Raw genomic sequence first — 13,809 nt, forward strand, 5'->3', positions numbered from 1 at the left:
CCTTCTCCGCGCTGGTCACCCCAGACTCCAGGCCCCGGTCAATCCGATCCTGTCGCCGCCAGGTGTAGATCGTCTGATCGCTGATCCCCAGATCATGCGCCACGTCGGCGACCTTGCGACCAGCCTCGATCAAATCCAGCACCTTCCGCCGGAACTCCGGCGGATACCCACGTCGTCCCATACCACCCTCTCAAGACCAAGTGGCATAAGAACCCAACAATCAGACTCTGTCAAACCCGGAGCAGACCAGTTTCATCCCAGGAAGGATGAGCGTCATGGCGGCACCGAGGAGTTGCGTGAGCAGACTGCACGGACGGCGATCGATGCCAGGAGGACCCAAAGGCGCGGACCGGCGCGGCCCCCGGCCGACCAGCTCGGGGAGCATCGGGAGGCGTCGCGCGCCGGGGGCAAGCGCGCCGAGATCGATGCCGGTGAGCGGCCGGGCACGACCAGCGACGACACAGCCCCGATCGCCGAGCTCGAACGCGCGGTCCGGGAGCTGCGGCAAGGGCCACCCCCTGAAGACGGCCTCGGCTGGCCTCGCGGCGGAGCTGGACCGCCCCGCGAACCAGGCTCGCGGCATCATTCGCCACCGGTGCAAAACAGAAGCACCTGGCCATCCAGTATGGCGTCAGCATCCGAAGTGTCAAGCGCCTGATCCGCGCAGCTCGCGACAAAGAGGCAGCAACCCTTCGCACACGAGCGTTCTCACTCCCCCTCCGGCAGCGCGACCTCGCGACCGAGTTCGGCATCTCGGCCGCCACCGCGCGGCGGCGCAACCGCGAGGCCATCTACCTGCTCGCCAGCCTCGCCTTTGGGCATGATGGCGATGCTCCTCTGCACCCTCGCCGAGGCGCACGAACTCGCCCGCACCGCATGGGATCCGAACCGTCACCCGCCGAAAGAACCGGGCAGGCCATCCCGGCTGACCTGCCGCCCGTCCCACCGAACCGCTACGAGGTCCGCGCCCGCCTCGCCTACCCACCCGCACCAAGCCCGCTGGTCGATCTGACGACGCCGTTACCCCGCCCGCAACCGCTGACGCCACCAAACCCGCCTACGACTCGTACTCGCCGCGTGACACACCGCGAAACCTGGACAGCACTGCTTCGGCACCCGCATCACCGGCTCGACCGGGCGCGATTGGGCGCCTTGCCTCGAGTCCCCTCCACCGAGGGAGGAGCCTCCCCCGTGAGCGGGGGGCGATCGATACGACTGCGCCGCAAGCTGAAGACATCTTTAATTCAACACCCATTGAAATTCAATGCGATCGGAGACCCCATGTCGCAAGAAACCAGGATCTTCGCTCCCGAAGCGGCCGACGAGTTCATCTCATTTCTGCGAGAGGAGATCACCAGGATCCAGACCGACGTCATCGAGGAGTACTTCGAAGACGGCCCATTGGCTCGGATGCCCGCGTTCGGCATCGGCGAAGGCGCCGACAACCTCCGTCTCGACTACACCCGACTCCATGCCGGGGTCTGGGGGGACATTCAGGACCTGCTCGCCTCATACCAGGCGTTCATCGATGCCCTCGAGGAGATCAAGGAAGCCAACGCTGAAACCGAAGACCTCAACGCCGCGGACTTCGAGGCACAGCTGTAGGAGGAGACCAACATGACAGGCCAGGAGACCACGTTCGAAGCCGACCCGAATCCTCCCGAGATCGAAGCGGACAGGACCAGTGACGAGTTCCAGACACTGAACTCCAACCGGGCGAGCGATTTCGAGGGGGAGACTCCCCGGCAGCCCTGCACCAACGGCGACTGCCCCTACGCCGACGACCCCAGGCACTACCAGGAGGAGACCTGGATCGAGCTGATGTCGCCGGTCCCGAAGGTTCATCAGTCGATCACCCTCGAACCCAGCCCCGGGGTCGCGCAGCCGAACCCGCTCATCTTCGAGGAGATCAGGGACGCCCTCCGTCCGCTGGGTATTGCAGCCCACTCGATCGAAGCGGTGCGGTTCGGCTGGGAGCAGCTGCACGAGGCGTTGAAGGACACGCCGAACCGACTGAGCAGCAAACTCGTCGACCTCTCGCAGGAATGGGAGGGCGACGACTTCGACGCCTTCGCCGAACAAGTCGAGATCGCCGGTTCGAACCTCACCGAAGCCCTGGACGAGATCGACACCGCGAAGGTCGAACTCCAGTACCTGGAGGATCGGATCTACGCCGACCAGGGCGGGGACTCCTGCGAGATTCCCTTCCCCGCTCCCGATGTGTGGCGAGCCGGCGACAGCATGATCAACGACTCCAGGATCCATGTGCGTCCGGCGTGGGCCAGCGGCGACTGCACCAAGGACAGAGGGGAGGGCCAGAGCTGGGAGAACCTCGGCCTGCCCCAGGACTTCACCCAATCCCTGGAAGAGCTGGTCGACCAGCGCGCCGAGCAGTACACGCAGACCGGAATGGACCCGACGTCGGCCCGTCTCCAAGCCTGTTCGGACTACGACCAGAGCCTCTTCGATTTCGGCGAGCACTTCAGCGAAACCATGAAGCGGGCCTCGGACCAGTACAACGAGGGCATCGAGGCACTCCACACCGACATCGCGACGGCCCAAGGCGATCCCGCATTGGAGCACAGCACCCGCACCCCGCCGGCGATCACCGACATCGGTTTCAAGTTGCCGCCGCCGGAGCTGATTCCGCCCCCGGAGATCGATCCGCCGCCGATCAGCGATTTCGGCGACTACGAGCCGGAACCGGTCGATCCGCCCGAGCTTCCCGCCCCGGATTCGAATCTCGGCGGCACGCCGACGATTCCCAGCAGCAGTGGACTGGAACACGGCGGATTCGGCTCACCCGGCTCGGTCACCGGCGGCACCGGCTGGGATGCCGACGACAACCCATGGGGGGCGGCATTCGACGACGACGACGAGATCAGCGGCGGTCTGGCCTCCGGAGGCGCGGGGGCCCCCTCGGGCCTTCCGAGCGGCGCCGGCGGAATCGGTGCGCCGAGCAGTGCGGGTCCGGGCGGCGTCGGCGGCGCGATGATTCCAGGCGGGAACGGCGGCGCTGGAGCCGGAGGCCGCGGGGCGGCAACGGGAGCACGAAGCGCGACCGGTGCGGGCCGTGGCCGCCCCGGAATGATGGGCGGCGGCGGTCGCGGAGCCGGATCCTCCGGCGAGAACGAGAAGGGCCGGGAGACCTGGCTGAACGAGGACGAGGACGTCTGGGGCATCGTCAACGAGGACGACGACCCCTATGCATGACCGAATCCCGACATCCACGCCTGGGGGCGGCTCGGCCGGCGGCCGAGCCGCCCCCAGGCGTGGAGCGGGCCTCAACACCCGTCGACAAGGTGCAGTGCGAATCCGGAGGCGCCGACGGGCGGCGTTCCAGGTGCGCCCCCGATGGTCCGCAGCGGCAAGAAGACCTGAGTCGCCCTGGGGATGAGGGCGAGCCCGACCCCCCTGCGAGGTGGACCGTTCGGAGGACACGGGCCGTTCCGTAGACGTGGAGACCCGCCAGAAGTTGGCCTTTATCGCAAAGCGGCTGGGGGGCGGCCGCTGATGCTGGTCGTGCTGTGCCCACCGCCGGAGGTGGCGCGGCGCCGCAACGCGACCCGTCCGGTCGAGGACCGAGTCGACCTCGCCTTCGCTCCGCTGGCCAAGAATCAGCGACATGAAGTGACCCGGGTTGATGGCTCGGCTCGGGCGAGCTGACCGAGGAGGAGACAGCCGAGTTGATCGTGACCGAGGCCGCCGAGCGCGCCGTCATCACCGAGGACCAGGTGCGGACGTAGGCGGCGTCGGGTCGGCTCCTCGCCAGTATCGGCTCCGACTCCGAGAAGACCCGTGCAGCGTCTCGTTCGGGTGAACGAGTGTCCGGGATAACCTGCTGCGAACCGAAAGCGGCAGCGGGCGTGCGGATCCCTCGAGGTTGTGAGCGCTCAAGGAATCAAAGAACGGCCTTCGATCTGCAGATCGAACACTATGAGTGGCCAAGAATGTTGAGGATGTGGCCATCCGGGCCCATTACGAAGAACCGCCGCACACCCCACGGCTCATCGGTCAACGGATGGGCGATCTCCGCGCCCATCTCCTGCGCCAGCCGATACGTGGCATCGACGTCCTCGACTTCGATCGAGACCTCGGGCACGATCGAAGCGGATTCGTCGTGCGAGGAGACACTCAACTGCCGCGCCTGGTCGCTCGGGTCGGCGAGCGTGATGATCCACCCGTGGTCCATCACGGGCTCCAGTCCCAGGAGGCGGGAGTAGAACTCGGCCGAGGCCCGGACATCGGGACTTTCGAAGTCGGGAACGATGCGACGTATGGTCATGCTTTCAGGCTAGCGGCTCGCGACCGCGCCGGGCCGGCGAAGACCGGCACCTTGTCCGCGGGTCCGGCGGGCACGGGTGCCGTCCTCGTCGAGCGCGACCGCCGCCTCGGTGGCAGGGTCAACCGCGGTCATGTGGGCGTGGTTCGCATCGAACCGGGCGGTGCGGGGTGCGGGTTCCAGGCGTGCGATCCGCTCGTCGCTTGCGGCGTGCCTGGTTCGATCTGGGGCGACCGCGGAGACTGGTAGGACGTGCATGGCATGTCCGGCGAACACGAACGCTTCGACAGCGATGTAGGCGTCATCGTTGGTCAGGTCGAGCGCACCGAGCCACACGGGCGTTCGGTGTTCCGGTCGACCGGTTCGATCTCGAGGTCGGCCACACTCGCGGGGATTGCGGACGTCACCGGACGCCAGGGCCCCATCGTGTTGCCCGGTATAGGCCGAGCGTCGTTCGGCGATCTTTCCCGGATGCGTCCACCCGGAGAAGCACCAGGCCGCTCAGACCCCGCAGCCGACCTCAAGACCTCACAGCGAACGGCCATGGCCGGACACAATCGCGAAATTGTACCCGGCTACCGCCGTTCACACGCGGTCACAAAGTCGGGTCGACAGTGTGCTGGTTCAGGACATAGGAAACCTATTGTCTCGGGTCATTGGAAACTTTTCGGGGTCTGATCTGGAGCATGTCGAAAGCCCGTCTGATCATCACCGCCGTCATCCTCCAAGGCCGGTCCCAGGCCGAGGTCGCCCGCGAATACGGGGTCTCTGCGAACTGGGTCTCCAAGCTCGTCGCCCGATACCGCGCCGAGGACGCTGCGGCATTCGAGCCCCGCTCCAAGCGCCCGAAGACCTCCCCGAAAGCCACCGATGACGCGACGGTCGCCCTGATCGTGGAGCTGCGCGAGAAACTCACCGCAGTAGGTCTCAATGCCGAACCCCACACCATCGCCTGGCACCTGCAACCCCACAAGACCACCATCTCGACCACGACCATCCACCGCTACCTCGCCCGGGCCGGCCTGGTTGAACCAACGCCCCAAGTCCTCCTACATCCGTTTCGAAGCCGCCATGCCGAACGAGTGCTGGCAGGCCGACTTCACCCACTGCCGACTCGCGACCGGCGCCGATACCGAGATCCTCACCTGGCTCGACGACTGCTCCCGCTACGCGCTCTCGGTCACCGCCCGCGAGCGCGTGACCGGACCGATCACCCGCGACACCTTCCGCACCGCTGTCGCCGCCCACGGCGCACCCGCCTCGACCCTGAGCGACAACGGCCAGGTCTAACCACCCGCCTCGCCAACCACAAACGCGGACGGAACGCCCTCGAGACCGAGCTCGCCCGCCTCGGCGTCACCCAGAAGAACTCCCGCCCGAACCGGCCCACCACCTGCGGCAAAGTCGAACGCTTCCAACAGACCATGAAAAACACCTCGCCGCGCAAGCCCCTCAGCCGACGACCATGGATCAGCTCCAGGTGCTGATCGACACGTTCGCCGAGGCCTGCAACCACCACCGGCCCCCGGTCGCTCCCACACCGAGCGACCCCGCCACGGTCTACAACACCCGCCCCAAAGCCGCCCCCGGCGAGGAACTCGACACCGCGAACCCGGGCCGGATCCGCACCGGCACCATCGACAAAGCAGGATCAGCCACCCTGCACCACAACGGCCGGCTCCACCACATCGGCATCGGACGCATCTACGAAGGCACCCGCGTCCTGCGCATCATCGAAGGCCTGCACATCCGCGTCCTCAACGCGGCCACCGGCGAAACCCTCCGCGAACTCACCCTCGACCGCCAACCCACCGGCCGACCCAAAGGACCCACCAGACCTACATAGCAAAACAGGCCGAACCCTTGCAGGTTCGACCCGTTTCCTATCTCCTGAGACATCACACTGAACCTCTCTCATCGTGATTGGCGTTCGTGGCGGTTCAGCGTGGCGATGGCGCGGGCGATCTGGGTGGCCCGATGGGGATCGCAGCGGAGTTTCCGCAGGAGGCGCCATTGCTTGAGTTCCGCGAAGGCGCGCTCGCCCGGCCCGCGCAGCCGAGCGTGGAGCCGGTTGTGGGCCTGCTGGTACTCGGGCTTGCCTTTCCCCTTGTATGGCGTGACCACCAGGTCGTGGTCCAGACCCTGGTAGGCCTTATCGGCCAGGGCGAACAGGCCATGCTCGCGCAGCAGTCTGGGTATCTGCCAGATCCGGGCCGCGGCGACGTCGTGGATCGAGCCGCGGATCGCGCCCGAAATCCACAGCAGGTTCCCGTCCGCATCGGCCACCGCTTGGAGGTTCATCCCGTGAGATCGGTGCTTGACCTGGTAATACGGGCGGTCGGCGGCGAGGCGGTCGGTGCGGATGAGGGTGCCGTCGAGGATCACGAGCCCCGGCCCGAGCGTTTGGCTCGGCGCAGGCCGGTCCGAAGCTGTGGGGCCTGGGCCGAGAGCAGGTCGATGACTTCGTTCACGCGCCGCGCGGCGGTGGCCCTGGAGATCCCGAATCCGGGGGGCGAGCTGGTCGTAGGTATGGCCTTGGTGCAGATACGCCAAGGTCAGCAGTGCCTGCTGACCTGGATCGATAGCCCGCCAGCGCGACCGGATGGCGCGGCGGTGGGCGCGGATGGGGCTGGCGGTGTAGTTCAAGGTGCGCGTCGAGAGCGGCAGTGCGGCCTGGTACAACAACATCGGGAAGCTCCTGGGAGACAACGTGTTTGGCGACTGTTGTTGTACCAGGAGCTTCTTTGTTGCCGCACAACGGAACTCACTCACGATGAGAGAGGTTCAGTCATATCATGCCATGGTGCGTGTGGTGACGGCATTTGACGAGTGTTGGATCGAGCCCTTCTCCAGGGCTGCGAACTCGCGTTTTCTCCCGCCTGGTGCGCCAGTTGGTACGTGAGGGCGCCGACGCGACCCGGCGGGGCCGCCTCTGGAGCCTGCCCCTGGCCGACCGGGTGCCGCCTAGGCAGTGTTTACGAACTGAGGGTGCCGGGCTCGCCCATCGACTCGAGGTTGACGGGTGCTCATGCTTTCGATTATTATTAGACCGACGGTTGGTCTATTTATGGAGTGAGATGGCTCGGACACTGGACCCGGTGGCGCATGCCCGGCGGCGCGATGCCTTCCTGGATGCGGCCGAGCGACTGCTGCGATCCAAGGGATACGAGGGCATGAGTATCGCCGACGTACTCGAAGAGCTCGACACGTCCAAGGGCTCCTTCTATCACTACTTCGACTCCAAACAAGACCTCGCCGCAGCGGTCATGGACCGCACCAGCGAGCGACTCGCGGCCGCTTTGTCCCCGGTGGTCGACCAGACCGGGCTCGCTCCCCTGGACAAGCTCCAACAGTTCCTCGCTGCCGCTGGGCAGTGGAAGACGCACCGCCGTGAGCTCCTGCTCGAACTGGTCGGGGTGTGGCACTCGGACGCCAACGCCGTGGTCCGGCAGCGGCTGCGCCGCGCGATCACCGGCCGGATCGCCCCGCTCCTGGCCGAGCTGATCGACCAGGGCGTCCAGGCGCGCGTCTTCACCGCGAGCGATCCCGAATCCAGCGCCGTAGTCCTCCTCGACCTCGCCCTGGACTTGAACGACCGACTGGCCGAAGCGCTCCTGACTGGCACCGAGGCCGGCGACGCCGCGCGCACGACGGCCGCTTACACCGACGCCCTCGAACGGATCTTGGGCGTGCCGTCCGGTTCGGTCGTGCTGATCGACCCGACCGTGCTGGCCGTGTGGTTCCCCGACCGCACCGAACAGAAGGGAGGACGCCGATGACCGTCGTCCTCACCGTCCTGCTGATCCTGTACTTCCTCCAGAGCCTAGCCAAGTTCGCCGTGTGGGCGGCCCTGCCCTACCACATCCGCATCAGGCGGGTCGGGTCGTACTACGCACGCGGCCAGCGCATCATACGCGGCTTTGACACCGTGTCGCTGGTGCTGGTCGTGGCCATGACGGCGCTGATGTTCGCCTCGGGAGTGGAGGTGACGAGCTTCACGGCCGGACTGATCATCGGCATGACGCTCATCCAGGTCTTCGTGCACCGGTTCGACCGGCCGCTGACCGACGAGCAGATGCCGCCCGAACCGGTCCGGCCCAACCAGCACACTTCGTATGCGATCCAGGCCAACCCCTGGCTCGCCTGGCGCGAGATCGCACTGATCAGCCTGTTGTCGATCTGGGCCATCTACGCCCTGATCGCCGACAACATCGTCAGCTAGGCTGCCGCTCAGGCCCGAGGTCGCCAGCCGAGGATGATAGCGAACTGGATGGCGGCCTCGTAGCGGACTTTCAGGTTCTTTGTGGGCGAAGGTGGTCGGTTCTGATTCGAGCGTTCGGTCTGGGTCGTGACGCGGTCGCCGAAGCACAGGGCGAACTGCTGGAGCGAGGGTTCCGAGGAACCTGGACTTGACTCCTCGCCTTTCCAAGACGCTGCCTGATGACAGGTGTCAGGGGGGTGTGGAGAGGCCGGGCCTGGCGCGCCTCGGGCTCGGGGCCGTAGAAGGTCGGGGTTGGATTCGATCTGTTTGATCGTCGCCAGTGCGGCTAGTACTCCAGTGAGAGTTCAGGACGTGAGCTGCGGGGATGCCGAGACTGAACGGCCGTCGTGATCATTGCTGTTGTGAGACAAGAGAAGAGAACGACGGCCTTCGAGACGAGTGTAGACGCAGACCGCTGGCTGTCGGACCTGGATGCGCTGTGGGGGCACCTGGCTCCGGCGTTCGCCCGGATCGAGACCAGGTGGAACGCCAAGCGCTTGGCGCAGGCGATGATGGCGCATTTGGAGCGGCGGAACTGCTGGACGCTGGCCGAGCACGCGGGCGAGGCCGGGCCGTGGCGGTTCCAGCACCTGCTCTCACGCGCGGCCTGGGACGAGGGCCGGGTCCGATCCGAGATCCGCGCCTGGGCCTGCGAACACCTGGGCACCACAGCGGGACCGCGGGTCCTGGCCGTGGATGAGACCGGTGACCTCAAGAAGGGCGATGCGACGGTCGGGGTGCAGCGGCAGTACTCGGAGACCGCGGGCCGGATCGAGAACTGCCAGATCGCGGTCTACCTCGCCTACGCGACCGCGGCCGGGCACGCGGCGGTCGATGTCCGCCTCTACCTGCCGAGAGCCTGGACCGACGACCGGCACGCTGCGCCTCTGCCGGGGTGCCCGAACAGGTCGGCTTCGCCACCAAGCCCGAGCTGGCCGGGGTCATGATCGAAGCCGCGCTCGATGCGGGCGTCACCGTGGACTTCGCGGTCGGCGACGAGGCATACGGCGTCAACCCGCAGCTGCGGGCCCGGCTCCGGCGGCGGGGACTGTCCTACGTCCTGGCCGTCGCCTCCACCACGCCGGTGGTCGTCGCGGCGGGCAAGACCACCTCCGCCGCAGCGATCGAGCAGGCCGGGGTCGCCTGGCAGACCCGTTCGGCCGGCGACGGCGCGAAGGGGCTGCGTCGCTACGACTGGGCCTGGATCGACCTGGACGGCGAGGGTGAAGGCCACGTGCACTTGCTGGCGCGCCGCAACCGGCGCACCGGCGAGCTCGCCTCCTACCTGACCTGGACCCCGACACCGGTCCCGCTCCAAACACTGGTCACCGTCGCCGGGATGCGTTGGAGGATCGAGGAGACCTTCCAAGGCGCCAAAGAACTGGCCGGACTCGACGAGCACCAGGTCCGCACCCGGACCTCCTGGCACCGGTGAGTCACCCCCGCCATGCTCGCCTACGCCTTCCTCGCCGTCACCCGCACCCGCAAAACCGACCCAGGCAAACTCAACTTGATCCCGTTGACCTGCAACGAGATCCGCCACCTACTGATCACCGTGATCGCGCCCAGCCTCGACTGGTCGCACCGGCTCCATTGGTCGACCTGGCGCCGCCGCCACCAAACGGTCGCGAGACAGCTGCATTACTCCCGGCAGCTCTCTCGTTGCGTGAACACCATTGCGGTTGGGACAAGCGGAGTTCAGGCCCTGTGACAACATCAGCAACCGGGCCACCCGGCCCGTCCCGACCCGCGACCAAAAGGAATGACCTCATGCTGATCCGGGGCGTGCTTTTCGACATCGACGACACCCTGTTCGACTCGGGATCAGAAGCGGACAGTGTGCTCGCCTACCTGGCGATGCAGGGCCTGCTTGACCGGTTCCCCGATAGCGACGCGGCGCTCGGACTATGGCGCGAACTCAAGGAGCGGCACTACGACCGCTTCCTGAACGGCGAACTCACCTTCGCCGAGCAGCAGCGCGAACGCACCCGCGAACTCCTCGCCCGCATCGGAGCGTCCACTCAAGCCGGGCTCTCCGGCGAGGAGGCCGCCGCATGGTTCGCCGGGTACCAAGCCCACCGCCACGCGACCCGGGCACCGTTCCCCGACGCCGAACCTGCGCTCAAAACGCTCGAGCCCGACTTTCGCCTGGGGATCGTCTCCAACTCCTCCGCCGACCATCAACGCCGCAAACTCGACACCATCGGACTGCTCTCCTACTTCGGCGACCGGATCATCTGCTCGGATCAGCACGGCGCCGCCAAACCCGCCGTGAGCATCTTCCTCGCCGGATGCACCATGCTCGGTCTCCAGCCGCAGGAGGTGGCCTACGTCGGCGACAACTTCAAGACCGACGCGATGGGGGCCCACCAAGCGGGGCTCCGCGGCATCTGGCTCGACCGAGCGAACGACAACGCCAGCGTCGCGGTCCACGCCGACATCGGCGTCATCCACTCGCTCAACGAACTCAAGGGCACCCTCGTCGCACAAAACTCAGACTTACAACCGGAGTACTAGACATAAATAATATTCAAGAATGACAATATGTTGTCGTCCTTCGCTTATTTGAGCACCCCACCGCAGACAGACGGCCTGCCCATTCGCTTGCCCGGCCCGTGCCGGTGATCGTGACGCTTCTGGCCCTTCCTGGCGCTCCGACAGCAGCGCCCCGTTCACCATCGAGGATGTGGCGGAGAGGCGCCCCGCACCATGGGTGGTGCAGTGGACGGCCCGATTCGCGACATGCACAACCGCACCTCGCCGATCGGAATCCGTTGCTGTGCAAACAAACCGCGACGGCCTTGCAACAAAACCAATGCTCCACACCAGGGTCGGGCCGTTCGCCGCATCCGGGACCCCTCCCGGCCACGGCGCCTTAGCTTCGTCAGATGCGGCCGAAACGCCTCTTGGAACAGCTGCCCGCCACAGCGCGGTACATCGGACCGCTCGGGCTGGTATTGGTGGGCTTGTTGTTCCTGCTGCCGCGCACGGCCACCGGCCTCCTGGCGCCCGTTGCCGCCGGCATCGTGATCGTGATCGCCGAGGTCCAAGCGATGAGCGCCCTCTCCAAAAGGGCTGGATTCCTGGTCTACCCGTTCAGCTTCGACCACGACATGGAGACCGACCCCGGCGACCTGGTGGCGACCGGCCCCGGCTTCTGGCTCCCCCTGATCGTGCTCGCCCTGGTCGCCACCGTGATGATGGCTTCGGGCTTCATCCGACCCCCGGTCACCGAAATCAAATCCGAGGATGAGACGCCCTAACGTGATTTTTGACCTTTGTGGCTGTCGGACGAACCCTGGAGGAGTGCGAAATGAAGGCCGGGCCTGATGAGGGCGTCGCGGTCAGGCCAAAGGCCACCGGCAGCGTTTCGTGCAGCACTCAGCGAACGCCTGACCACAGAGCCGCGCACCCCGATCCCATCGAACCAAATTCGGTTTGCGCAGGTAGGAGGAGCGGGCCGTGTTCGGCGACTCGCTATCTGCGTTCACGCGGCCGCGGATAATACCTCGCGGTGCTCGATCACCACCATGTACAACCGAGCACCAACGAGCACCACGTCAGCCTAACACTCGCTTATTCGAACCCAAACCCCCAGCTAGACGGCCTGCTCGAACATCTAACGAGCCCGTCGCCCACCTGCACTGAGCATCCGGGCCCCTCATACGACGCCGAACGCGAAGGCGGCGGCCTCATCGAGACCAACTACGGCAGGTCGCCCCGCCCTCTCAACAAGCGCTTCTCCCCCAAGGCGCGATCCGAACTCGCCACCGCCTTCGCTTCAGGAGTCAAGCAGAAGGACCTCGCCCTCCAGTATGGTGTCAGCATCCGCAGCGTCAAGCGCCTGATCCAACAAGCCCGACTGGCAGGCACCATCTGACGAATGCCGAGTCGATGCGCACGAGCACTTCGAGCAGTCATCGTGCAGGGGTGGAGTCTCTCAGGCCAAGAGGTGAGGTGCCCTGGGGATGCCGGACTGACAGCCTAGAATGGCTGGTAGGAAGGATGATCCGTTTCCATGACCAGGCCCACTCCGCGGACCTACAAGCCCGAGTTCAAGCAGATGGCCGTCGCGATGGTCCTCGACCAGGGCAAGACCGTCGCCTCGACCGCGCGGGAACTCGAAATATCGGCGTACACCCTGCACAACTGGGTCAAGAAGGCCCGCGCTGAGCGCGGCATCGAGCCGCCAGCGCTTGCACCAGCCGATGACGACGCTCGGAAGAAGGTGCGTGAGCAGGAGAAACGCATCGCGGAGCTGGAGCGGGAAGTCGCCTTCCTAAAAAAAGCAGCAGCGTACTTCGCGAAGGATCCACAGTAGCCTCCAAGTATGAGTTCATCGAGCTCATGCGATCCGATCCTGCACCGGAGTACGCGTTCCCGGTGACCTTCATGTGCCGCCAACTGGGGGTCTCTACCAGCGGTTTCTACGAGTGGCGTACCCGGCCTGAGTCGGCTGCGGCGCGTCGACGCAAGGAACTGACCGCCCAGATCATCGACGTCTTCGAGCTGTCGGACGCCACCTACGGGTACCGGCGCATCCGGGCCCAGCTGGAGCGCAACGGCGTCGAAGCGAGCCTGGAGCTGGTCCGGTTCCTGATGCGCCAGGCCGGCCTGGTCCCATGCCAGCCGAAGGCGAAGCGCCGCAACCTCACCGACGGCATCGACAGCGATCTGCCGGACCTGGTCGGCCGCGACTTCACCGCCGAAGCACCGGGGATCAAATTCGTCGGCGACGTCACCTACCTCTGGACCGACCAGGGCTGGTCCTACCTGGCGACCGTGCTGGACTGCTGCACCAAGGAAGTGGTCGGGTACGCCCTCGGTGAGCACTTCCGCACCGAGCTGCTGGTCGAGGCGATGGAGATGGCCCGCCGCGACCGGCGCTTCGCACCCGGCGCGATCTTCCATTCCGACCGGGGCTCGAACTACCTCTCCGGGGCCTTCGCCGCCTACTGCCGCCGCCACGACATCGCCAGATCCGTTGGCAGGACAGGCGTCTGCTGGGATAACGCGATGGCCGAGAGCTTCTTCGGGGTGTTGAAGAACGAGCTGGTGTCGCGGGTCTCATACGCTACAAGAGCCGAGCTCAAGCGAGATATCATGGCTTGGATCGAGTTGTGGTACAACCGAAGACGCCTTCATTCGGCTAACGGGTACCGCCCGCCGATCGAAGTCCGGGAAGCGTTCGAGCTCTCCGGCTCATAACCCAGGACACGTAAGACAGATTCAACGAAGCAGTGTCCGGATTCTCCAAGGCCCCTCA

Annotated in this window: 14 protein-coding genes and 4 pseudogenes; 14 read left to right on the forward strand and 4 right to left on the reverse strand. The window is 66.1% G+C overall.

The window, feature by feature from the left end:
- Positions 1-181: transposase (locus YWW_RS38125; RefSeq protein ID WP_026932078.1), on the reverse strand; the 181-nt coding region annotated here is incomplete at its 3' end.
- A 1,100-nt stretch (positions 182-1,281) separates the two neighbouring features.
- Here YWW_RS38125 and YWW_RS0123950 point away from each other — a divergent pair.
- Together YWW_RS0123950 and YWW_RS0123955 are read left to right on the forward strand one after the other, a co-directional pair.
- Complete coding sequence (locus tag YWW_RS0123950) at positions 1,282-1,605, forward strand: hypothetical protein (RefSeq protein ID WP_026932080.1); 324 nt, start codon at positions 1,282-1,284, stop codon at positions 1,603-1,605.
- Between the two features lie 12 nt (positions 1,606-1,617).
- Positions 1,618-3,213: a hypothetical protein gene (locus YWW_RS0123955; protein ID WP_026932081.1), complete on the forward strand. Its 1,596-nt coding sequence runs from the start codon at positions 1,618-1,620 to the stop codon at positions 3,211-3,213.
- A gap of 721 nt (positions 3,214-3,934) precedes the next feature.
- Here the strand turns inward: YWW_RS0123955 and YWW_RS0123960 are convergent.
- On the reverse strand, positions 3,935-4,285 hold the full coding sequence (locus tag YWW_RS0123960) for a VOC family protein (RefSeq protein ID WP_026932082.1): 351 nt from the start codon (positions 4,283-4,285) through the stop codon (positions 3,935-3,937).
- A 9-nt stretch (positions 4,286-4,294) separates the two neighbouring features.
- Positions 4,295-4,618, reverse strand: a complete 324-nt coding sequence (locus YWW_RS0123965) for a hypothetical protein (RefSeq protein WP_026932083.1) — start codon at positions 4,616-4,618, stop codon at positions 4,295-4,297.
- Positions 4,619-4,968: 350 nt separating this feature from the next.
- Here YWW_RS0123965 and YWW_RS38130 point away from each other — a divergent pair.
- The 3 genes and pseudogenes from YWW_RS38130 to YWW_RS37065 form a co-directional block, all read left to right on the forward strand.
- A pseudogene (locus YWW_RS38130) lies at positions 4,969-5,232 on the forward strand (helix-turn-helix domain-containing protein); the annotation flags it as partial.
- A gap of 121 nt (positions 5,233-5,353) precedes the next feature.
- On the forward strand, positions 5,354-5,572 hold the full coding sequence (locus YWW_RS37060) for an integrase catalytic domain-containing protein (protein WP_026932085.1): 219 nt from the start codon (positions 5,354-5,356) through the stop codon (positions 5,570-5,572).
- Positions 5,573-5,747: 175 nt separating this feature from the next.
- A complete protein-coding gene (locus YWW_RS37065) occupies positions 5,748-6,128 on the forward strand; it encodes a hypothetical protein (RefSeq protein WP_211228679.1) in 381 nt (126 codons plus the stop codon).
- A gap of 68 nt (positions 6,129-6,196) precedes the next feature.
- Here the strand turns inward: YWW_RS37065 and YWW_RS32700 are convergent.
- Positions 6,197-6,970, reverse strand: a pseudogene (locus tag YWW_RS32700) (transposase family protein).
- Positions 6,971-7,082: 112 nt separating this feature from the next.
- Between YWW_RS32700 and YWW_RS38375 the strand changes: the two are divergent.
- The 9 genes and pseudogenes from YWW_RS38375 to YWW_RS0124020 form a co-directional block, all read left to right on the forward strand.
- Positions 7,083-7,239 (forward strand): annotated as a pseudogene (locus tag YWW_RS38375) (IS5/IS1182 family transposase); the annotation flags it as partial.
- 120 nt (positions 7,240-7,359) lie between these two features.
- The gene (locus YWW_RS0123990; RefSeq protein ID WP_026932087.1) at positions 7,360-8,061 is read left to right on the forward strand and encodes a TetR/AcrR family transcriptional regulator; all 702 of its coding nucleotides are present in this window, start codon (positions 7,360-7,362) and stop codon (positions 8,059-8,061) included.
- A complete protein-coding gene (locus tag YWW_RS0123995; RefSeq protein WP_035696788.1) occupies positions 8,058-8,504 on the forward strand; it encodes a hypothetical protein in 447 nt (148 codons plus the stop codon). Before YWW_RS0123990 ends, YWW_RS0123995 begins: the two co-directional genes overlap by 4 nt.
- Before the next feature lie 476 nt (positions 8,505-8,980).
- Positions 8,981-10,254, forward strand: a pseudogene (locus YWW_RS32705) (IS701 family transposase).
- A gap of 59 nt (positions 10,255-10,313) precedes the next feature.
- Positions 10,314-11,060, forward strand: a complete 747-nt coding sequence (locus YWW_RS32710; protein ID WP_051326256.1) for an HAD family hydrolase — start codon at positions 10,314-10,316, stop codon at positions 11,058-11,060.
- Between the two features lie 371 nt (positions 11,061-11,431).
- Positions 11,432-11,806 carry a hypothetical protein gene (locus YWW_RS0124010; protein ID WP_155830382.1) on the forward strand — a complete coding sequence of 125 codons (375 nt, stop codon included), beginning with the start codon at positions 11,432-11,434 and terminating at the stop codon, positions 11,804-11,806.
- A 251-nt stretch (positions 11,807-12,057) separates the two neighbouring features.
- Positions 12,058-12,423: a hypothetical protein gene (locus YWW_RS36300; protein WP_155830383.1), complete on the forward strand. Its 366-nt coding sequence runs from the start codon at positions 12,058-12,060 to the stop codon at positions 12,421-12,423.
- A gap of 138 nt (positions 12,424-12,561) precedes the next feature.
- A complete protein-coding gene (locus YWW_RS0124015) occupies positions 12,562-12,864 on the forward strand; it encodes a transposase (RefSeq protein ID WP_026932016.1) in 303 nt (100 codons plus the stop codon).
- 17 nt (positions 12,865-12,881) lie between these two features.
- Positions 12,882-13,751 carry an IS3 family transposase gene (locus tag YWW_RS0124020; RefSeq protein ID WP_026932017.1) on the forward strand — a complete coding sequence of 290 codons (870 nt, stop codon included), beginning with the start codon at positions 12,882-12,884 and terminating at the stop codon, positions 13,749-13,751.
- The last annotated feature ends 58 nt before the right edge of the window (positions 13,752-13,809 follow it).

Origin of the sequence: Glycomyces tenuis DSM 44171, assembly GCF_000427885.1 — a bacterium.
Taxonomy (GTDB): Bacteria; Actinomycetota; Actinomycetes; order Mycobacteriales; family Micromonosporaceae; genus Glycomyces; species Glycomyces tenuis.